General features: G+C 54.8%; 16 protein-coding genes. 4 read left to right on the top strand and 12 right to left on the bottom strand.

Features of this window, described 5'->3' with window-relative positions:
- Positions 1-347 precede the first annotated feature (347 nt).
- From glpC to glpA, 3 genes are read right to left on the bottom strand one after another with little or no spacing between them, the layout of a single operon-like run.
- The gene (gene glpC / locus H0248_RS19135; protein WP_180787114.1) at positions 348-1,559 is read right to left on the bottom strand and encodes an anaerobic glycerol-3-phosphate dehydrogenase subunit GlpC; all 1,212 of its coding nucleotides are present in this window, start codon (positions 1,557-1,559) and stop codon (positions 348-350) included.
- A complete protein-coding gene (gene glpB / locus H0248_RS19130; RefSeq protein ID WP_180787113.1) occupies positions 1,556-2,818 on the bottom strand; it encodes a glycerol-3-phosphate dehydrogenase subunit GlpB in 1,263 nt (420 codons plus the stop codon). Before glpB ends, glpC begins: the two co-directional genes overlap by 4 nt.
- Positions 2,808-4,478, bottom strand: coding sequence for an anaerobic glycerol-3-phosphate dehydrogenase subunit A (glpA, locus tag H0248_RS19125; protein WP_180787112.1), 1,671 nt, complete (start codon positions 4,476-4,478; stop codon positions 2,808-2,810). Before glpA ends, glpB begins: the two co-directional genes overlap by 11 nt.
- Before the next feature lie 311 nt (positions 4,479-4,789).
- Between glpA and glpT the strand changes: the two genes are divergently transcribed.
- The gene (glpT, locus tag H0248_RS19120) at positions 4,790-6,139 is read left to right on the top strand and encodes a glycerol-3-phosphate transporter (RefSeq protein WP_180787111.1); all 1,350 of its coding nucleotides are present in this window, start codon (positions 4,790-4,792) and stop codon (positions 6,137-6,139) included.
- Between the two features lie 85 nt (positions 6,140-6,224).
- Here the strand turns inward: glpT and yigL are convergent, their stop codons facing one another.
- Together yigL and pldB are read right to left on the bottom strand one after the other, a co-directional pair.
- Positions 6,225-7,025: a sugar/pyridoxal phosphate phosphatase YigL gene (gene yigL / locus H0248_RS19115; RefSeq protein ID WP_180787110.1), complete on the bottom strand. Its 801-nt coding sequence runs from the start codon at positions 7,023-7,025 to the stop codon at positions 6,225-6,227.
- A gap of 102 nt (positions 7,026-7,127) precedes the next feature.
- Positions 7,128-8,165, bottom strand: coding sequence for a lysophospholipase L2 (pldB, locus tag H0248_RS19110; RefSeq protein WP_180787109.1), 1,038 nt, complete (start codon positions 8,163-8,165; stop codon positions 7,128-7,130).
- A gap of 131 nt (positions 8,166-8,296) precedes the next feature.
- Here pldB and rhtB point away from each other — a divergent pair, with 131 nt between their 5' ends.
- Positions 8,297-8,917 (top strand): homoserine/homoserine lactone efflux protein, encoded by a 621-nt coding sequence (rhtB, locus tag H0248_RS19105; RefSeq protein WP_180787108.1) that lies wholly within the window; start codon positions 8,297-8,299, stop codon positions 8,915-8,917.
- A gap of 68 nt (positions 8,918-8,985) precedes the next feature.
- Here rhtB and rhtC read toward each other — a convergent pair whose 3' ends face one another.
- The 3 genes from rhtC to pldA form a co-directional block, all read right to left on the bottom strand.
- Complete coding sequence (gene rhtC / locus H0248_RS19100) at positions 8,986-9,609, bottom strand: threonine export protein RhtC (RefSeq protein WP_010284889.1); 624 nt, start codon at positions 9,607-9,609, stop codon at positions 8,986-8,988.
- 44 nt (positions 9,610-9,653) lie between these two features.
- Positions 9,654-11,480, bottom strand: coding sequence for an ATP-dependent DNA helicase RecQ (recQ, locus tag H0248_RS19095; protein WP_015842059.1), 1,827 nt, complete (start codon positions 11,478-11,480; stop codon positions 9,654-9,656).
- Between the two features lie 151 nt (positions 11,481-11,631).
- Positions 11,632-12,504 carry a phospholipase A gene (gene pldA, locus H0248_RS19090; RefSeq protein ID WP_180787107.1) on the bottom strand — a complete coding sequence of 291 codons (873 nt, stop codon included), beginning with the start codon at positions 12,502-12,504 and terminating at the stop codon, positions 11,632-11,634.
- A 275-nt stretch (positions 12,505-12,779) separates the two neighbouring features.
- On the opposite strand from pldA, the gene H0248_RS19085 reads away from it, so the two are divergent.
- Positions 12,780-13,268 carry a thioesterase family protein gene (locus tag H0248_RS19085; protein ID WP_180787106.1) on the top strand — a complete coding sequence of 163 codons (489 nt, stop codon included), beginning with the start codon at positions 12,780-12,782 and terminating at the stop codon, positions 13,266-13,268.
- A 115-nt stretch (positions 13,269-13,383) separates the two neighbouring features.
- Positions 13,384-14,313, top strand: coding sequence for an EamA family transporter RarD (rarD, locus tag H0248_RS19080; protein WP_180787105.1), 930 nt, complete (start codon positions 13,384-13,386; stop codon positions 14,311-14,313).
- Here the strand turns inward: rarD and H0248_RS19075 are convergent.
- From H0248_RS19075 to uvrD, 4 genes are all read right to left on the bottom strand, one after another.
- Complete coding sequence (locus tag H0248_RS19075; RefSeq protein WP_180787104.1) at positions 14,279-15,337, bottom strand: AbrB family transcriptional regulator; 1,059 nt, start codon at positions 15,335-15,337, stop codon at positions 14,279-14,281. The genes rarD and H0248_RS19075 overlap by 35 nt on opposite strands.
- Positions 15,338-15,524: 187 nt before the next feature.
- Complete coding sequence (gene corA / locus H0248_RS19070) at positions 15,525-16,475, bottom strand: magnesium/cobalt transporter CorA (RefSeq protein ID WP_180787103.1); 951 nt, start codon at positions 16,473-16,475, stop codon at positions 15,525-15,527.
- 166 nt (positions 16,476-16,641) lie between these two features.
- Positions 16,642-16,698, bottom strand: coding sequence for a YsgD/CorL family protein (gene ysgD, locus H0248_RS22525; protein ID WP_349814568.1), 57 nt, complete (start codon positions 16,696-16,698; stop codon positions 16,642-16,644).
- 313 nt (positions 16,699-17,011) lie between these two features.
- Positions 17,012-19,174 carry a DNA helicase II gene (gene uvrD / locus H0248_RS19065; protein WP_180787102.1) on the bottom strand — a complete coding sequence of 721 codons (2,163 nt, stop codon included), beginning with the start codon at positions 19,172-19,174 and terminating at the stop codon, positions 17,012-17,014.
- Positions 19,175-19,230 lie beyond the last annotated feature (56 nt).

Genomic DNA, 19,230 nt, shown 5'->3' with positions numbered 1-19,230 from the left:
AGCTGGCTAAATAATACTGGAAGCAATGTGAGCAATGTCGTGCCTTCACAGGGAAGCCGAACCGTCATGAACACCATCGGTTATTAACACAGGCACATGACATCGCTCCCCAGAACGCACAGCAATAATAATCATTATCATTCGCACCTGTAAAGTGCTTTTTGCGATAAATTCTTATTCTCAACAAGAGTAGGGAAATAATCTGTTTTGCTTAACACCCATCGTTTCAAGATCGAGATACTGGGGCTACCACGGTGCGAGGCATCCCTACGGGAACCTCATCACCGTGTTTCCCCTACGTTCACGCTTAAGCGATTGGCATTACACGTTTTGCTCCCTGCCACCTGTTATTCTGGCTGCGCCAGTGACCTCGCCAACAGGGTGATTGGGTGTTCACATTTTTTGCTGGTCGACATCTCAATCTGCCATTTACAGGTTTCGCAGTCCGTCACCACGATATCGACGCCGCTCTCTTCAATCTGCTGAAACAGCGGTGCGCCAATGCCTTGCGACGTGGCGTAATTCTCTTTCTTGAAACCGTAGGTGCCAGCAATACCGCAGCACTGAGAATCCAGCATCACCAGTTCCAGACCGGGGATGCGTTGCAGCAGCGCCAGGGTATACGCTGTCCAGCCCATTCGCTCCAAGTGACAAGGCGTGTGATACGCCACCCGCAGCGGCAATTTACCCAGCGGCAGCGAGCGTCCTTCTTCTTCCAGCAGACGGTAGAGCTGGCGCGTCACCAGTTCGATGCCATCGCGCACATGGCCGTTATCCACGCCCAGCAGATGTGGATACTCGTCCCGCAGCGTGAACGTACAACTGGATGACGTCGCGACTACCGGCAGGGATTTCTGATTGATTGCCTCATCCAGCGATTTGATATTCGCATGTGCCTGCTTTCTGGCCTTGTCGTGAAAACCATTGGCAATCAGCGGCACGCCGCAGCACTTCTCTTTATTCAGCAACTGGACGCCAATGCCCATCGCGTTAAAGACCTGAACCAGATCTTTACCCAGCTGTGGATGGTTGTAGTTCACATAGCAGCCGTGGAAGTAGGCGATCTGCTCATCATAGGCCTGCTGCTTTGCTGCCTGTTGGCGATACCAGCGCCGGAAGGTGCCGAATGAATATTTCGGCAACTGGCGACGATGGTCGATTTTCAACGCTTTATCCAGCAGTTGGCGCACGGGTTTCAGGCTGGTCGCCGTATTCACCAGCGGCGCAAACGGCGTGGCAATTGACCCCATAAGATCGGTATGGCTCAGAATCGCATCGCGCAGCGTCGGCTTGTGGGTGCTGTGCGTCCCCTTTGCGCGCTGAATAATGTCACCAATTTTGACATCCGACGGGCACGCGACCTCACAACGTTTGCAGTTGGTGCAGTATTTCAGCGCATCATCATACAGCGCCGGATCTTTGCGCCGCAGGCGTTCACCGTCCGGCCCTGCCTGTTTCGGGCCGGGATAAAGCGGGTTCACGCGTGAAACCGGACAGTATGTGGTACACACCGTACACTTAATGCAATCTTCAAAACTGTTATCGCTAAGCAGGCTCATGGGTTGCCCTCCTTCAAAATCTGTTCGGCAACATGAAGTGCGCTGAGCAAGGAAACCCCCGCTCCACATCCCTGCACAATCGGGTCGAAGCCTTCCAGCACCGCGCCTATCGCGTACAGGTTGTTGACCGTTTCGCCCCCAATGCGCGGATGCAGGTGTTCGTCGACAATTGCACCAAATTGCATATAAGGCTGTGGCGCAAACACATCCTGCTGGCTCCAGCCCTCGCGCTGGTCAGCGACTCGAACGTCCAGCCCAAAGACCGGCTCGGTCACCCGATCGAATGTCGTCACCAATCCGTTACTGAAAAAGCTGCCGCTCGCCAGCACCGCATGCTTAGCTCGCAGCGGAATATCGCGATGATGGTGGCTATGGACGGCAATCTCCTGCGGCGACAGCGAGGCGCGCACCGCACGATCGCCCGGCATCACCATGCCGCCCAGTTGGCGAAAGCGCTGCGACAGCGCCTGATGCAGGCGTAACCCAAGCAATGACGGTGGTAATGTCGGCAGCAGCAGCACCGGTTTACCTAACGCATCAGCAAGTTCATTGATGATTTCAGGGCTGTCCAAGCCCAGACAGGCTGGCATGATGATGGCATCGTTACCGTTAGCCAGAAGCGACAATTCCTCCAGCAGCGCCGAGCGATTTTCCGGTCGGTCGAGCACGCGGGCGATATTGACCGCGCGGAATTCGCTGGGGTTCTGACGCAACCGATCCAACACGGGCAGCTTGAGTTCATCACTGCGTGCCGAGATCCCCTGCGTCTGAAGCGTACCGGCCACAATACGGGACTGAAAATCCAGAAAGCCTTCGATACCCGCAATCAGCGGATTATCACCAAAGCGGGAATCCGGCAGACCACGCGTGACGCCATCGACCGGACTCAGCCAGCAGGCGCGAAACTTACCTAGCGGTGTCATGCGCCAGTGGTTCTGCTGATGATTGCCCAGCAGAGTGATATTACTGCGTTCCAGCAGCGCCTCGACCTGTGGCAGCAGCGCCGCCACTGCCGCCGCGCCCATGCGGGAATAAGGATGATGAGGAGCCTGACGCGCCAGTTCATCCAGCGCATCGAGTGGCTGGCTCACGGGCTGCCCGTCGGGGAGATGGGAGAGTAAATCCAGCGCGCCGGAAGAAAAATGCAGCGCATTCTGCCCCGCGCTAACAATCGCACAGCGTTTTCCCTGCTCCGTCAGGCGAATACCGCAGGTCAATCCCGCCAGTCCGCCGCCGATAATCACAACGTCATAGCGCATGACGATCCTCCTGACTGTCGCTGGCCGTCAGGCCGCACAATCCCTGATAAATCCAGCTGGTAAACTCGCTTTCGCGCAGCGCATTGCCCCACGCAATCGGGCGAATGCCTTTCCAGCGTTCATTCAAAAACTGGCTGAGCTGCGTGAGCGACTGCTCCGGCGTTGCGGTGCCCAGACGGCATAATAGACCTGCCGCACGGCAGGCACAGAGTTCACCCTGACAGGTGCCCATACCCACGCGGGTGCGCCGACGTAAATCAATCAGGTTATTCACCTGTAACGATTCCACGGCGTAGCGCACTTCTCCCGCCGTCACCGCCTCGCATTCGCACACCAGACTGCGGTCCAGACGCTCACCGGACAGCATTCTTCCGGCACGTTCACCGTGGCGATAGATCGCCGAACCGCGCAGCGGTGCAGAGAGCGGTTTTGCCGCAGGGTAAGCAGACAGGGGATGAGGAGCGGACTTCACCTCCTCCAGCGATTCAGAACCGGGCAGCGGCGTCTGTGCCGTCGAGCAGGCCACGTCATGACCCAGCTTTTTACAAATAGCGTCAGTTACCCACTCCGCCATCAGGCGGTAGGTCATCAGCTTGCCGCCGGTGATGGTAATAAATCCTTCAAGCCCGTCGCGGCTGGCATGGTCGAGCAGCACAATACCGCGGCTTACGCTACGTCCGCTCGGGTCGCTATCGTTGGCAACCAGCGGTCGGACACCCGCATAGGCGCGTAGAATGCGCGTGCTCGCCAACGTCGGTGCCAGCATCGAGCCTTCCCGCATCAGCGTTTCCACCTCGGCGGGCGTTACCAGCATAGTGTCGATTTGATCGTAATCGATGTGGGTTGAGGTGGTGCCAATCAGCGAAATGGTATCGCCCGGCACCAGAATATCGGCGTCCGCCGGTTTACGGCAGCGGTTGATCACCATGTTGTTGATGCGGTGCCCAAGAATCAACAGCGCACCTTTTGCTGGGAACATGCGCACACGCAGATCGGCATATTCCGCAATGTGTTGCCCCCAAATACCGCCCGCGTTGACCACCACCTGAGCATAGATTTCTGTTTCTACACCTTTTTTATGGTCGAAAACGCGCACGCCGGTAATACGATCGCCCTTGCGAATCAGCCCGATGACCTCGTGATAGGTCAGCACTTCCGCGCCGTGCTCGCAGGCATCAATCATGTTGGCCGCCGTCAGGCGAAAAGGATCGACCGAACCATCCGGCACGCGCACCGCGCCAATCAGCGCCGGATTTGCTGCCGGTTCCAGTCGTAACGCTTCCTGCGGGTCCAGCGCCTGCGCGCGAATTCCCGCCTGCTGACAGGCGGTAATAAACTGAGCCTGCCAACCGAGATCGTCTTCAGGCAAGGTGATAAACAGGCCGTCAGTAGGTTCAATACAGTGGCGAGCAATCCGCCGGAGAATCTGGTTTTCTTCAATACATTCGCGGGCAGACTCGCCATCGGTTACCGCATAACGGGCACCGCTGTGTAATAAGCCGTGATTACGCCCGGTCGCGCCGGTCGCAATATCATAACGTTCAAGCAGCAGGCAGCGCAGTCCACGCAGGGCACAGTCCCGTGCCGTTCCTGCTCCCGTTGCACCACCGCCGATGACAACCACGTCAGTTTCACGCCAGTTCCCCGTAATTTGCATCATGTTCTCGCTCCAGGCGGATGGTCTACATGTTGCTATTGGGACACAGAAAGAAGGGTTAATGTTTGATAAAGAGCAAAAACGAACACTAAACGAAAATAAAATGGGATTTAAAAACAATAAGTGTGATTTAGGTCACTAAAACCGCACTGTGGAATTTTCCGATTCTGTTAACATGAGCGCAAAAATCGTCACAGTTTCATAAAAGTGTAACATTAGCGTCATGAATCACACTCATTTGCACGCTATCCCCTTACAATAACGTTCGTAATAGAACAAAAAAGCTATCGTTTTTTTTCGCATTGGAGATATCTATGCTGAGTATTTTTAGGCCCGCCGCCCACCAGCCGCGCGTGTCGCAAGAACACGTTGATCCGCTCTATCGCCGCCTGCGCTGGCAGATTTTCATGGGGATCTTTTTTGGCTACGCCGCCTACTATCTGGTACGTAAAAACTTCACACTGGCCATGCCTTACCTGATTGAACAGGGCTTCTCACGCGGTGACCTCGGGTTTGCACTGTCCGGTATCTCTATCGCCTACGGCTTTTCCAAATTCATCATGGGTTCGGTATCTGACCGTTCCAACCCGCGCGTATTCCTGCCTGCCGGTCTGATTTTGGCCGCTGCGGTCATGCTGTTTATGGGCTTCGTGCCGTGGGCAACCTCTAGCATTGCTGTCATGTTCGTTCTGCTGTTCTTGTGCGGTTGGTTCCAAGGGATGGGCTGGCCACCGTGTGGACGCACCATGGTTCACTGGTGGTCACAAAAAGAACGAGGCAGTATCGTGTCCGTCTGGAACTGTGCTCACAACGTCGGCGGTGGGCTTCCGCCTCTGCTGTTCCTGTTGGGTATGGCCTGGTTTAACGACTGGAAAGCCGCACTCTACATGCCTGCCTTCGCCGCGATTCTGGTTGCACTTATCGCATTTGCCCTGATGCGTGACACACCGCAATCCTGTGGTCTGCCACCGATTGAAGAATACAAAAACGATTATCCTGCTGATTACAATGAAAAAGCGGAAGAAGAACTGACAGCTAAGCAGATCTTCATGCAGTACGTTTTCCCGAACAAACTGCTGTGGTACATCGCGATCGCCAACGTCTTCGTTTACCTGCTGCGTTACGGCATCCTCGACTGGTCCCCAACTTATCTGAAAGAAGTTAAACACTTCGCACTGGATAAATCCTCCTGGGCCTACTTCCTGTACGAATACGCAGGCATTCCAGGCACGCTGCTGTGCGGCTGGATGTCCGACAAGGTCTTCAAAGGCAACCGTGGTGCAACGGGCGTGTTCTTCATGACGCTGGTGACAATAGCAACCATCGTTTACTGGATGAACCCAGCCGGTAACCCAGGTGTGGATATGGCCTGTATGATCATCATCGGCTTCCTGATTTATGGCCCAGTCATGCTGATTGGTCTGCATGCATTGGAACTGGCACCGAAAAAAGCAGCGGGTACCGCAGCGGGCTTCACCGGCCTGTTCGGTTACCTCGGTGGTTCTGTTGCCGCTAGCGCCATCGTCGGCTACACCGTTGACTTCTTCGGTTGGGACGGCGGCTTCATGGTGATGATCGGCGGCAGCGTTCTGGCGGTACTTCTGTTGGTTGTTGTTATGCTGAATGAGAAAAAGCATAAAGCAGAGTTAGCCAGTCGCGCTTAACGCACTCTTGTAGCATCCCTCTGGCGGCGTCATGATGACGCCGCCTTCGTTTGTGCCATAAATCACAGCACAACCTCAGCGCTGATTACTTCAGAAACAGTTCCCGCAGGTAATTCGGCACCGCGCTGTCCGCGTTAGACCCAATCACTTCGCGATCCGGCAGCATATCTTTCAGGCGCTGATGCGCGTTTTGCATCACGCAGCCTTTACCCGCCATCGACAGCATTTCGTAGTCGTTCATGCCATCACCAAACGCCACACACTCTTTTAGCGAGAAGCCGATAATCTTCGCCACTTGTTCCAGCGCATGGCCTTTAGACACACCGCCCGCCATCACTTCCAGACAGGTAAGTGTCGAAAAGCTCACGTTGACGCGGTCGCCCCAGCGCGCATTGATCGCTTCTTCCAGCGGCAACAGCTGCTCATGGGAATCACAGGTAAAGAACACTTTGCTGACGCCATCGGTTTCGAGCAATACAGGTTCAAACAGCTTGTATTTAAAGATCGACTCTTTGAAGAAGCGCTCTTCTTCCGCGCGCGGACGGTTCATAAACCACTCATCATCGCGGTAAACGTGCGTCAGCATATCGGGGTTATTGTGTACGATGCTGTAAAGGTCGCGGGCGATGTCCTGATCTAGGTTATGGCTGAAAATCAGTTCTCCCTGCGAGTTGTGCACCCGCGCGCCATTCGAGGTAATCATAAACGCGCTGATACCGAGGTTATCGCGGATCTGCGCGACATCCATGTGATGCCGTCCGGTCGCAAACACAAAGTGAATCCCTTTTTCCGTCAGCAGTCTGAGGGTTTCTTTCGCATACGGGGACAGCGAGTGGTCAGGTGACAGCAGTGTGCCATCTAAATCGGAAGCAACGACATGGTACATAGCGATGAGATCTCACTTCTGGTGTGTTGTGGCGGCACGCGCCGCAAAAAATTAACGAGGTTGCTGGCAGCGTCCGTTGAACGGCGTGCCAACAGTCTAAAATTAATGATAACGCGCAAAGTGCGCCAGAATCAGCGTAAATGCCTGAGCGCGGAGGTGATCCGTTTCAAAGAGAATTTCATGCCGCGCACCGGGGATAACCTGCAACACGCCGTTTGAGTTAGCGTTACCGTTCTGTGTCAGTATCTGGCAAAACGCATTCTGGCTGCGGTTATCCACCACATGTTCCTCTCCCGCCTGTAGCAGCAGAAGTGGCGTGGTGACAGCGCTGGCCTGTGCCAACAGCTGTTTCCCCGCCTGTATCGCCTCACGCACCCAATGATAGGTAGGGCCGCCGATGCGCAAATCCGGTGAGTCCGCATAAAATCGAATGCTGCGCTGGTAACGTTCACGGCTGTGCGTCAGCACATTCATCCGATAGGGCAGCGGGCGCCACTGTCCGGTGCCGATGGCGTAGTAATCACGAATCGCTGGGCAACGTTCCGCCCAATCGACGATCCATCCGACAACGCAATGAGGAAGCGGTAAACGAATGCCAAACATCGGTGCGCATAGCGCTACGGCATCAAACATCTCAGGTTGGCGAATCAGAAGCTGCGCCAGAATCGCGCCCCCCATCGAATGCGCTAAGGCAAACCGGCGGGTATAGTGCTTCGGGCCAATATGTTGCTGGCACAGCGTTTCAGCATCATCGACATAATCACTGAAACGCACAACGTGTCCACGGTGGCCGTCTTGCAACACCCGACCCGATCGCCCTTGCCCACGGTGATCCATGATGAGCACATCATAACCGCTATGAAAAAGGTCATACGCCACTTCGCTATATTTGACGTAGCTTTCGATGCGGCCAGAAAAGACAACGACAATCTTGTCGTGCTGTGGCGCGGTAAAACGAACAAACCGGATAGGGACGTCATCAACGCCAGAGAATTCGCCCTCTTCGCGCTGACGCCAAAAATCCAGTAATTCTCCGGTAGCAAAAGCGGCAAACTGCGCTTCTCGCGTTAGCAGGTTCGAGGTTAACCCCTCAGGCGTTAACCGTTCCGACGTAAACAACGTATTGTGGCGTTGAACCATCACACCTCTCCGGTGACGCGGGAAAACTAAAGCTAGCGGAAGAACATGACAAGCGGTAGAGCACCAGCGTATTGTGACATAAAAAACAGACAGACTCTCGTAATACAGAACGTGATTCAGGGGCATGCTTCATGACATTGGACTGGTGGTTAACCTATTTACTCACAACGCTTATTCTCAGCCTGTCACCCGGCTCGGGCGCCATCAACACCATGAGCACCGGCATTAGCCACGGCTATCGCGGCGCAGCGGCCTCCATCTGTGGTTTGCAGGTCGGGCTGGCGATTCATATCGTGCTGGTCGGCATCGGGCTAGGCGCGCTGCTTAACCAGTCGGTACTGGCTTTCGATATGCTGAAATGGCTGGGCGCGGCTTATCTGATTTGGCTGGGGATTCAGCAATGGCGTGCCGCGGGCGCACTGGACCTTCAGGCGATCGCCAGCGCGATGCCGCGTCGTAGACTGTTTAAACGTGCGGTGCTGGTGAATCTGACCAACCCGAAAAGCATCGTGTTTCTGGCGGCGCTGTTCCCACAATTCATTATCCCCCACCAGCCGCAGGCCGCTCAGTATCTGGTATTGGGCGTCACCACCATTGTGGTCGATATCATCGTGATGATTGGCTACGCCACGTTGGCCACGCGGATCGCCGGGTGGCTGAAAGGCCCACGGCAGATGAAGACACTCAACCGGATATTCGGTTCACTGTTTGTGCTGGTTGGCGCGTTACTCGCCACCGCGAGAAAGGCCTGATAAAGACAGCGCGTCGTATCAAATTACGGCGCGCTGTTGTTCTCCACCAGAAACGCTCTGGGGAAATGTCAGCGAGAGAAAATCAGGTGCAGGCCGAAACCGGTAAACAACACGCCCGCTACGCCATCCACCCATTTCGCCAGACGCTGATAGCCGCGACGCATTGCCGGCAAGGCGAAAACCATTGCGACCAGACTGAACCAGATCAGCGTTTCAATCGAGATCAGCGCGAACAGCCCCCAGCGGGCACCGCTGCCAACGCTATCGCCAACAAACAGCGAGAACACGCTGCCGAAATAGATCAGCGCCTTCGGGTTAGCCAGATTCGTCAATAACCCGCGCATAAAGGTTTTGCCACGCTGAGGCAACACAACAGCCGTTTCCTGCGTGGTTTCCAGCTGCGCTTTACGCCGTGCGGAGCGCAGCATCTGCCAGCCCATCCAGCACAGATATAGCCCGCCGCCGACGGTAATGGCGGTATGCAGCCAGGCCATTTTTTGCAACAGCAGATGCAGCCCCAGCAGCGCGATCGCCGCCCAGACCACCACGCCCAGAGAAATACCCAGCACACCCATCATTGCTTCACGGCGGGAACGGCTGGCCGCGGTTTGTGAAACGAAAAAGAAATCCGGCCCAGGGCTCATCAGCGCAATGAAATGCACCAGCGCCACCGTCAGAAATAGCATCAGCATCTTGGTTTTCCTGTTTTTTTAAATGCAATCAGATAAGGCGAGCGTTACTCGTCATCATTATCGACATGATCGCGAATCATGTTCATGAAGGGCGCACCAAAGCGTTCAAGCTTACGGTGACCGACCCCGTTGATATTCAGCAATTCACCCGCGGTGATCGGCATCAGTTCCGCCATCTCCAGCAGCGTCGCATCGCTGAACACCACGTAAGGCGGAATATTGTCTTCATCCGCAATGGATTTACGCAATTTACGCAATTTGGCGAACAGCTTACGGTCGTAATTTCCGCCATAAGATTTCTGATTCGCGCGAGGCTTCAGGTTAATCACTCGCGGCACAGCCAGCTGTAGCGGCACTTCTCCCCGCAATACCGGACGTGCCGATTCGGTAAGCTGTACGGCGGAATGCATCGTGATGTTCTGGTTCAGCAAGCCCAGATGAATCAGTTGGCGCAGCACGCTGACCCAATGCTCCTGCGATTTATCCTTGCCGATGCCGTAAACCGGCAGCTTGTCATGGCCGAAGTCCCGGATACGCTGGTTATTTGCGCCGCGCAACACCTCGACGATATACCCTAAACCAAAGCGCTGCCCGACCCGATACACGCAGGACAGCGCCTTTTGTGCCTCAACCAGCCCGTCGTAGCGCTTCGGCGGATCGAGACAAACATCGCAGTTACCGCAAGGCTGTTGGCGCCCTTCACCGAAATAGTTCAGCAGCACCAGACGACGGCAGGTTTGCGCTTCGGCAAACGCCCCCATCGCATTGAGCTTATGGCGCTCAATATCCAACTGTGGCCCGGCGGGTTTTTCTTCCAGACAGCGGCGCAGCCATGCCATATCAGCCGGATCGTAGAACAGCGCAGCTTCAGCAGCGAGGCCGTCACGTCCGGCACGCCCCGTTTCCTGATAGTAGGATTCGATGTTGCGCGGAATATCAAAGTGCACCACAAACCGTACGTTAGGTTTGTTGATGCCCATACCAAATGCGACGGTCGCGACGACCACCTGAAGATCGTCACGCAGAAACGCTTCCTGCACCTGCGCACGCCGTTCATTATCCAGACCGGCGTGATAAGCCCCTGCGCTCAGCCCGCGAGCCTGCAAACGCGCGCAAATGTCTTCCACGCGGGAGCGGCTATTGCAGTAGATGATGCCGCTTTTCCCCCGCTGCCCCTGCACGAACATCCAGAGCTGATCGAGCGGTTTGAATTTCTCTACCAGCGTGTAGCGAATATTCGGGCGGTCAAAACTGTTGATCTGAATGAGCGGCGACTGAAGATCCAGCAGGCGAACGATATCGTTGCGCGTGGTCTCGTCAGCGGTGGCCGTCAAAGCGATGAAAGGAAGATGCGGAAAACGCTGTTTAATCTGCCCCAGCGCGCGGTATTCAGGGCGGAAATCATGGCCCCATTGGGAAATGCAGTGCGCTTCATCCACCGCGATCAGGGCGATCTGCCAGTGGGCGAGATGATCGAGGAAGCTGTCTGTCGTCAGGCGTTCCGGCGCAATATACAGCAGTTTGATTTGGCCGGTACGACAACCCGCCATCACTTCAAGCTGCTGTTCACGCGTCTGTGTCGAATTCAGGCAGGCCGCCGACACGCCATAGGCCTGAAGCTGATCGACCTGATCTTTCATCAGTGAAATCAGCGGGGACACCACCAGCGTCAGCCCGTCCATCACCAGTGCAGGGATTTGATAGCACAGCGACTTACCGCCGCCTGTCGGCATGATCACCAGACAGTCCTGCCCACTGAGCGTCGCGCTGATAATTTCCTGCTGACCCGGTCGGAATTGCTGGTAGCCGAACGTGTCCCGCAGAACCTGAACCGCCAGCGCTTCCTTATTCAATACTTCCGCCGTAGACACGCCTTCCCCAATTCAATGAAATCAAACAGGCGCTATTTTCAGCGCCGTTTGGTAAAACTGCAATGGTTAGTTTGGTAAAACGACACGGGTTAACAAAGACAGTCGTTAACGAAGGCAGTAGTCAAAACGGCAAGCGCTAAAATAACCGCTGTTAGAACATGTCGTTCAGCGTCACCCCAACGCCGAAGCGAGTCTGACGGTGGTTGTAGTCAATCAGTGATTCACCGTAACCGCTAAAGACCTTGGTATAAAAGCGAACATGACGCGTCAGCGGGTAGCTCCAGCCCAGTTCGCCACCGCCGTAGCCGCTGTTCCAGTTATAACGTCCTTCCGCGCTAAACACGCTGTCGCCCCACACATAGCCAACGCGTAAGCGGTAATGACCCATGTATTTGGTAATGTCCGGGTTATCGTCCTGGCTATCAGAGAAACGAACCCACGGTTTCACATCAACCTGCCAGTTACCGTTCTGTGCCATCAGGCGGGCATAGGCGCGGTTCCAACTGCGTGACGTGGGTTCGGAACGGCCGTTAGATTGGTGATTAAAGCCCACTTCCACATCCCGCAGCGTCCAGCCCGCGAAGGTGGCGTTCGTTGCCCAGCCCAAAAAGACCTGGGGTTCATAATCCGTTTCACGGAATGGAGAAGACTCGCTCTTATTCGACAGTTGCCACCATGAGCGCTGCGTATAGGACGCCCCCAGCAGCGAGTTATCACCCAGAATACCACGCCAGATCGGGAACCCCAGACTCAACTGGTAATGCACTTCATCTTTACGTGCTTCATCGCCCCAGTTATAGCTCTGTATCGCCGTTTTATTGATGTTGCTGGTATAGGTATACAGTATGTAGTTGCTCTCGTAAGGATAGAGGACAAACGGGGTGTTGTGCTCTTCTAACAAGCTGGCAATAATGCTGCCACGTACCACCGGTTGATTTGGCGCAGGCGCGTTTACGTTTGTTGTGTCTTCGGCATGAGCCTGTGCCATCAGTAATGCTGCCAGTACGAATCCGATTTTATGCATTCATTTTCTCCGACATGGTTTTTCTCCGGCATTCTTTTTATCCAAATAAAATCTTTTATCTAAATAAACTCTTTTATCTAAATAGCGATGAGCCTTCCCCACTCAAGCCCGCCATTCTACACAGTTCCGCGACGTTTGAATTACCGTTCCTCCGTTTCTTAGCCTTTTCTGGCAAGAAACAAAATCAACGCATAAAATAAACATTTGCATAACCTTATCGCATCAAATCACCTACATTTAATGTGTACCTCTTATTGCTCGGACGGAAAACAACGATGGCTAACCTCCCCTCATTTCAGGGAACGACATTAACCAGAGATACCGTGCGCCAGCTCGTTGGCGAGATTTTCATTTACAAAATGCCATTCAACATTGAGCTAGGCCTTGAGCTACAGCAGTTTGAAGCTGATAAAGCCGTCCTGACGTTCGCCCGGCAAGAGAAGCTCATCGGCAATGCGGCACAAAAGATTCTGCATGGCGGCGTTATTGCCGCCGGGTTGGACGTTGCTGCCGGATTGGTATGCGTCGGTAGCACGCTGCTGCGCCATGAGACGATCAGCGATCAGGAATTTCATCACCGACTCGCCCGCATGGGAACCATTGATATGCGCGTAGATTATCTGCGCCCGGGCTATGGGGAACACTTCACGATAACCAGCACGCTGCTGCGCGGCGGCAATAAAATCGCTGTCGCCCGTGCCGAATTGCATAACGAACAGGGGTCATATTTGGCCAGCGCGACCGCAACCTACATTGTCGGGTAGCCTTTCCCGTGGGCAAACAGGATTGTCAGGCAACATGGCCATTAACACTTTACGTGAAAGCGCTCACAGTTTTGGGTAGACTTAGCGTTTTCCCGCCGTCCTTATCGAGTCACCCATGAACGCGCAACAAACCCGTGAGGGGATATTTTTCGCCCTCGGTGCGTATTTTATTTGGGGAATTGCTCCCGTTTATTTCAAGCTGCTTGAGCACGTTCCACCTAATGAAATACTGACGCACCGTATTATCTGGTCATTCTTCTTTATGCTTATCCTGCTGACCATCGGCCGGAAATGGCGTCAGGTGAGCCTTGCCTGCCGCAACGTCAAGCATCTGTTTCTGCTGGCATTAACGGCGGTGCTTATCGGCGGAAACTGGCTGTTGTACATCTGGGCGGTCAACAACCATCACATGCTGGAAGCCAGTCTGGGGTATTTTATTAACCCGCTGGTCAACGTCATGTTGGGCATGATCTTCCTTGGAGAGCGCTTCCGCCGTTTGCAATGGCTGGCCGTGCTGCTCGCGGTGACAGGTGTACTGGTTCAACTGTGGACATTCGGATCGCTGCCGGTGATCGCTCTGGGGCTGGCATTCAGCTTCGCGTTATACGGCCTGCTGCGTAAGAAGATTGGTATCGACGGGCAAACTGGCATGTTGATCGAAACGCTGTGGCTGCTGCCAGTGGCGGTCATTTATCTGTTTTTTATTGCCGATACGCCAAGCAGCCATCTGACAGCCAATCCCTGGTCGCTAAACCTGCTGCTGCTCTCGGCGGGTATCGTCACCACGGTGCCGCTGCTATTTTTCACCGCGGCAGCTATGCGTCTGCGTCTATCGACGCTCGGCTTTTTCCAGTATCTCGGCCCAACCATCATGTTCCTGCTGGCGGTGGTGTTCTACGGTGAAACGTTCAGCAGCGACAAACTGGTCACGTTTGCCTTCATCTGGGGCGCACTGGGGCTGTTCATTCTGGATGCACTTTATACACAGCGTAAGCTACGGCGCACGCCCGCTACACCTTCCCAGCCTCAACACGGCGGGAAATAAAGCGCGATAAGATCGGGCTGAATACTAGCGTCGAAAACAGCCGCAGCGTCTGCATGGCAATGACAAACGCCATATCGACCCGACTGCCTGCGGCAATAATTGCAATCGAATCGAGCCCGCCGGGGCTGGTCGCCAGAAAGGCGGTCAGCATATCCACCGGCATCATTTTCGTCACCATCCAAGCCATTCCGCCACAGAGCAGCATCAATCCGACGATCGACGCCATCATGTGCGGCAACGTGCGTATTGCCAGTAGAAAGATGGGGCGGGTGAAACATAAACCCACGCTCCAGCCAATCACGGCGTAGGCCAACGCCAGCAGCCACTCCGGGGTTTGCAAGTGCAAGGTGCCGCTGGCATGCAGCATCGAACCAATAATCATCGGCCCCAGCAGTGCCCCGGATGGAATACGCATGCGTCTTGCTAACCATGCGCTACCAAATGCCACGCCGAGCGTCGCCAGAAAACGCCAGTCCAGTGAAGGAAACCACACTAGCATCGCGCTGTTTTCTGCCGCTTCATCGCCTAAGCTCAGGCGAGCCACGAAGGCTGCCGAAGCGGTCACCATCAACACGCGTAAATATTGCATGAAGGCAACCAGTCGCACGTCCGCGCCAAACTCTCCAGACATGGCAACCATAGCAGACGCCCCGCCCGGCGATGCGCCCCAGGTTCCGGTCGTTCCGGGTAGCTCGCTAAATTTGACCAGTAACCAGCCAGATAATCCGCTGGCCGCCAGCGTCGCCAACAAAATGAACAGCACCAGCGGCCATTCATTCAGCAAAGGAGTCAGGATAGAAAAAGACAGGCTTTGTGCGACCAGACAGCCCAGAACGGCATTGCTGCCTGCAAATCCGACGGGCGGGATGCGAATCGTCGCACCGTTCAAGCCCATGACGACACCAACCATCATCGGCCCCAGCAACAGCGCGGCAGGAACATGGTAAACCTGTAGTCCAAACCCCAGTAATAACGAAACCGACAGCAATATTCCCCATTGCATCCAAGGAGACATCCCTTTCATGCACACGACCTGTTTTTAGTAATAGAAAGTAAGAATAGAAAGGACTGTCCGCCATTCTAAACAAGATGGCCGGAAAATGAACGGGCGCGGGAGAATAAACAGAAAGAGTGAGTCGGAGAACGATGAAGGGAGGAAGGCATGTTGATACGCCTGATGGTTAATTTCCATCAGGCGTATCGGTAAAAACTTAGAGCCAGTTTTTACGTTTAAAGTAGAGGTACGGCGCCAGTCCGGCGAGGATCATCAGCACAATCGCCCCTGGATAGCCAAACGACCATTTCAGCTCAGGCATAAACTCAAAGTTCATCCCGTAGCTGGATGCCACCAGCGTCGGCGGCAGGAATACCACGGAGACCACCGAGAAGATCTTGATAATCCGGCTCTGCTCGATGTTGATGAAGCCCATCGCCGCTTGCATCAGGAAGTTAACTTTCTGAAACAGGGATTCATTGTGTGGCAGCAGAGATTCGATATCGCGTAAAATTTCGCGTGCCTGCTCTAACTGGCCGGATGGTAAGCGGGCTTTGCGCACCAGAAAATTCAACGCGCGTTGGGTATCCATTAGACACAGGCGCACTTTCCAGCCCACGTCTTCCAGTTCCGCCAGCGTGGACAACGCCTCGTCGTACTCTTCACCCTGCCGCCCTTCCATTATGATGCGGCTCAGTGATTCCAGATCGCTGTAGATGTTCTCGATTTCGTCCGCCAGTTGCTCAATTTTTGTCTCAAAGAGATCGAGCAGCAGTTCGTAAGCATTACCGTCCACCAGCGTTTGGTTGCGGGCGCGCATGCGGTACAGGCGGAACGCGGGCAGTTCACGCTCGCGCAGGGTGTACAGGCGGCCATCGCGAATGGTAAACGCCACCGTGGAGTTACCAGCGTGATCCTCAGCATCTTCAAAAAAGAAAAAGGAGTGAATATGCAAGCCATCTTCATCTTCAAAAAAACGTGCCGACGCTTCGATATCTTCCAGTTCCGGACGGGTTGCCAGGCTTTGTCCCAGTTCGTTTTGTACTTTTTCACGCTCATCGTCTTCCGGTTCGATCAAATCGACCCAAACTGACGTGGTGAGATCATCGGAGTCATCCAGTTCCAGACGAGATAAACGGCAATTATCCAGTTTAAATGCGCTCAGCATGGGCCATAGCTCCCCTTTCAGTAGCAGAGATGGACAACGCGATTGAAGCACAGAAACAAAGGTGAGGTGTCACCAGCAGGTTTCAGTCCGTTCGACGGATCTGACTCGTAGCGACAAAAACAGCGTCGCTGACAACCACGAAGGCTATCAGCAGAGGAAGATAGCCTTAGAAGTTGTACCTAATGAACAGGTTAGTGAGCCAGTATCGACTGGGTGTGTCCAAGGCGTTAGTCCTCCGAGAATAATGATGCGCGCATGTTACGCCGAGATGAAAAAGACTTCAACTTTAAAACCGCGGCTGAAACACGCGGTACAAAATTGGTCCAATGGATAAGGTTTATCCAATAAATTCGGCGCGGAAAAGGGTAAAAAACGCAGCACTCAGCGTAAAAAAGAACTGCGTTTATCGGTTAAGCGTGGTCTGGTAAATAGGCGATAGCACGGACGGGGAAGCCGGGCACGCCAGAGAAATTAGGGTAGCTGACGTGAATATAAGCGCCGGTAACCCCGTCATACTTCAAACTGCACCGTGACGATCACACCGTTTCCAGTCTGGCATAAGCCGCGACCAGCCATTTAATGCCTTGCCCTTGAAACGCGACCTGAAGACGGGCGTGATCGCCGCTGCCTTCCAGATTCACGATCGTACCTTCGCCGAATTTCGCATGGCGAACCCGCTGCCCTAATTTGTAGCCGCTGTCGTTTTGCGTTATCGGCGTGCCGAGGCGCTGATGATTAACCGGACGGGAGACGCTGGCGCGTAACCGCACTTCTTCAACACACTCTTCCGGCAGCTCGCCGACGAACCGGGAAGGCCGGTGATAGGCTTCTTTGCCGTATAAACGGCGGGATTCCGCGTAGGTTATCGTCAGCTTTTCCATGGCGCGCGTGACGCCGACATAAGCCAGACGACGCTCTTCTTCCAGACGTCCGCCTTCATCCAGCGACATCTGGCTAGGGAACATCCCTTCTTCCATACCGACGATAAACACCTGCGGGAACTCCAGCCCTTTCGCCGAGTGCAGCGTCATAAGCTGAACCGCATCCTGATTGGCATCCGCCTGACCTTCCCCTGCTTCCAGCGCAGCATGCGACAGGAAGGCCTGAAGCGGCATCAAATCCTGATCTTCTTCCTGATAGCTGAACTGGCGCGTAGCCGTCACCAGTTCTTCCAGGTTTTCTACCCGCGCCTGCCCTTTCTCACCTTTTTCCTGTTCGTACATGCTCCACAGGCCGGAATCCTTAATCGCCCGGTCGGTTTGAATATGCAGCGGCAGCTCAGAGGTTTCATAGGCCAGCGCATCGATCAGCTCGATAAAGCGTTGCAGCGATGCCGCCGCCCGCCCAGCCAGCACTTTCTCCTGCAACAGCGCCCGTGTGGATTGCCACAGCGTCAGCTGACGATCGCGCGCCGTCTGACGCACCACGTCCAGCGTGCGATCGCCAATGCCGCGCGTCGGCGTATTTACCACACGCTCGAACGCCGCATCATCGTTACGATTAGCGATCAGGCGCAGATAAGACAGCGCATCTTTGATTTCCTGACGTTCGAAGAAGCGCATGCCACCGTAGATGCGGTACGGCATACTCTGCTGCAACAGCGCCTCTTCCAGCACGCGCGACTGGGCGTTACTCCGATACAGAATGGCGTTATCTTTCAGCGAACCGCCATTTTCATGCCAGGTTTTAATCCGATTAACGACGTAGCGCGCCTCATCCAATTCGTTGAACGCGCAATACAGCGAGATAGGCTCGCCTTCTACGCCATCGGTCCACAGGTTTTTTCCGAGCCGCCCGCCGTTATGCGCGATCAGCGCATTCGCCGCTTTCAGGATGTTGCTGGTCGAGCGGTAGTTCTGCTCCAGACGGATCGTTTCTGCACCGGCGAAATCTTTCAGGAACAGCTGAATATTTTCGACCTGCGCCCCGCGCCAGCCATAAATCGACTGATCGTCATCCCCGACGATCATCACCTTGGCGCTGTCGCCCGCCAGCATACGGATCCAGGCGTACTGAATGCGGTTGGTATCCTGGAATTCGTCCACCAGAATGTTAGTAAAACGTTCGCGATAGTGGTTCAGCACATGCGGCTTGTTCAGCCACAGTTCGTGTGCGCGCAGCAGCAGTTCGGCGAAATCCACCAGCCCGGCACGATCGCACGCTTCCTGATAGGCCTGATACACGCGCTGCCACGTTTGCTCGATAGGGTTGCCGTAGCTTTCAATGTGCTGCGGGCGCAGCCCCTCATCTTTCTTCCCGTTGATGAACCACATCGCCTGACGCGGCGGCCACTGTTTCTCGTCCAGATTCAGCGCCCGAATCAGACGCTTCAGCAGACGTAGCTGATCTTCGCTGTCCAGAATCTGGAAATCCTGCGGCAGATTGGCATCCATATGGTGCGCACGCAGCAGACGGTGTGCCAGCCCGTGAAAAGTGCCAATCCACATACCGCCCTGACTGGTACCGATCAGGTGATCGATACGATGGCGCATCTCCGCCGCCGCTTTGTTGGTAAACGTCACCGCCATGATGGAGTACGGCGAACAGTTTTCGACGGACAAGAGCCAGGCGATGCGATGGACCAGTACCCGCGTTTTGCCGCTGCCTGCCCCCGCCAGCACCAATAAATTGCTGCGCGGCGCGGCTACCGCGTCACGCTGTTTGTCGTTGAGGCCATCGAGCAGATCAGAAACGTCCATAGGTACGGGTTATCCGGTGAGGGAAACACCGCATCGACAAGGGCGTTTCCACTGGT

The sequence above is a fragment of the Pectobacterium brasiliense genome, assembly GCF_013449685.1.
In the GTDB taxonomy this organism is placed as follows: Bacteria; Pseudomonadota; Gammaproteobacteria; order Enterobacterales; family Enterobacteriaceae; genus Pectobacterium; species Pectobacterium brasiliense_A.
Note: the sequence above shows the minus strand (reverse complement) of the source record. Positions and strands in the feature narration are given on the sequence as shown.

What these genes read in the sequence shown, in the direction of transcription:
- glpC (WP_180787114.1), bottom strand. Translation starts at nt 1,559, where the DNA reads ATGAGCCTGCTTAGCGATAACAGTTTTGAAGATTGCATTAAGTGTACG.
- glpB (WP_180787113.1), bottom strand. Translation starts at nt 2,818, where the DNA reads ATGCGCTATGACGTTGTGATTATCGGCGGCGGACTGGCGGGATTGACC.
- glpA (WP_180787112.1), bottom strand. Translation starts at nt 4,478, where the DNA reads ATGATGCAAATTACGGGGAACTGGCGTGAAACTGACGTGGTTGTCATC.
- glpT (WP_180787111.1), top strand. Translation starts at nt 4,790, where the DNA reads ATGCTGAGTATTTTTAGGCCCGCCGCCCACCAGCCGCGCGTGTCGCAA.
- yigL (WP_180787110.1), bottom strand. Translation starts at nt 7,025, where the DNA reads ATGTACCATGTCGTTGCTTCCGATTTAGATGGCACACTGCTGTCACCT.
- pldB (WP_180787109.1), bottom strand. Translation starts at nt 8,165, where the DNA reads ATGGTTCAACGCCACAATACGTTGTTTACGTCGGAACGGTTAACGCCT.
- rhtB (WP_180787108.1), top strand. Translation starts at nt 8,297, where the DNA reads ATGACATTGGACTGGTGGTTAACCTATTTACTCACAACGCTTATTCTC.
- rhtC (WP_010284889.1), bottom strand. Translation starts at nt 9,609, where the DNA reads ATGCTGATGCTATTTCTGACGGTGGCGCTGGTGCATTTCATTGCGCTG.
- pldA (WP_180787107.1), bottom strand. Translation starts at nt 12,504, where the DNA reads ATGCATAAAATCGGATTCGTACTGGCAGCATTACTGATGGCACAGGCT.
- H0248_RS19085 (WP_180787106.1), top strand. Translation starts at nt 12,780, where the DNA reads ATGGCTAACCTCCCCTCATTTCAGGGAACGACATTAACCAGAGATACC.
- rarD (WP_180787105.1), top strand. Translation starts at nt 13,384, where the DNA reads ATGAACGCGCAACAAACCCGTGAGGGGATATTTTTCGCCCTCGGTGCG.
- H0248_RS19075 (WP_180787104.1), bottom strand. Translation starts at nt 15,337, where the DNA reads ATGAAAGGGATGTCTCCTTGGATGCAATGGGGAATATTGCTGTCGGTT.
- corA (WP_180787103.1), bottom strand. Translation starts at nt 16,475, where the DNA reads ATGCTGAGCGCATTTAAACTGGATAATTGCCGTTTATCTCGTCTGGAA.
- uvrD (WP_180787102.1), bottom strand. Translation starts at nt 19,174, where the DNA reads ATGGACGTTTCTGATCTGCTCGATGGCCTCAACGACAAACAGCGTGAC.